1 protein-coding gene is annotated in these 531 nt (G+C 63.1%); it reads right to left on the bottom strand.

Annotated features, from left to right (window positions below):
* The coding region (locus AC1D15_RS36545; protein WP_477829940.1) for a DUF5063 domain-containing protein at positions 1 to 347 on the bottom strand (347 nt) is incomplete at its 3' end.
* Positions 348 to 531: the final 184 nt, after the last annotated feature.

Consider the following 531-nt stretch of genomic DNA (forward strand, 5'->3'; position numbering starts at 1 on the left):
GCTCTGACGTCTCGGTAGATGTCCATCAAGTCATCACCGACATCGCCCATGCCGGATTCGTCGGCAAGCGTCGGATCGGGATCAAAAAACTCGCGGTAGTACCAGCCAAGAAACGGCGCAAGGTTCGACTTTGCACAGTCCGCCCCGGGCTGGGGCAGATCCGGCAGTTCCCTGTCGTTCTCGGCATCCCGGTCTGGGAGCACAAGCGCAGCCGCGTAGAGGCGCGCCAGCCAGCCGGCGGCCTGAGACGCCGGGTCCGGACCCAACGACTCGCCCTCGCACCAAGAGCAGTAGCCGCGAGCCACCTCGGCGAAATTGGCAATCGAAGCGTTGGAGGGATGTTGCATGACTGCTCATTTTCCGCGCAATGAGTCACCCCGAACCTCGCGCACCAGCACCTGCATGTCGAGCCCCCCTTCCGGGACATCATTTGCGGCTCTGGAGCTTTCGCTTCAGCCCTTCCGACGCTCCGTGCTCGATCAGCTCCCGCAACTCCGTGGCATCGAGCTGATTCCAGACGTGCCCGCAGTC

The sequence above is a fragment of the Rhizobacter sp. P2_H2 genome, assembly GCF_056403375.1.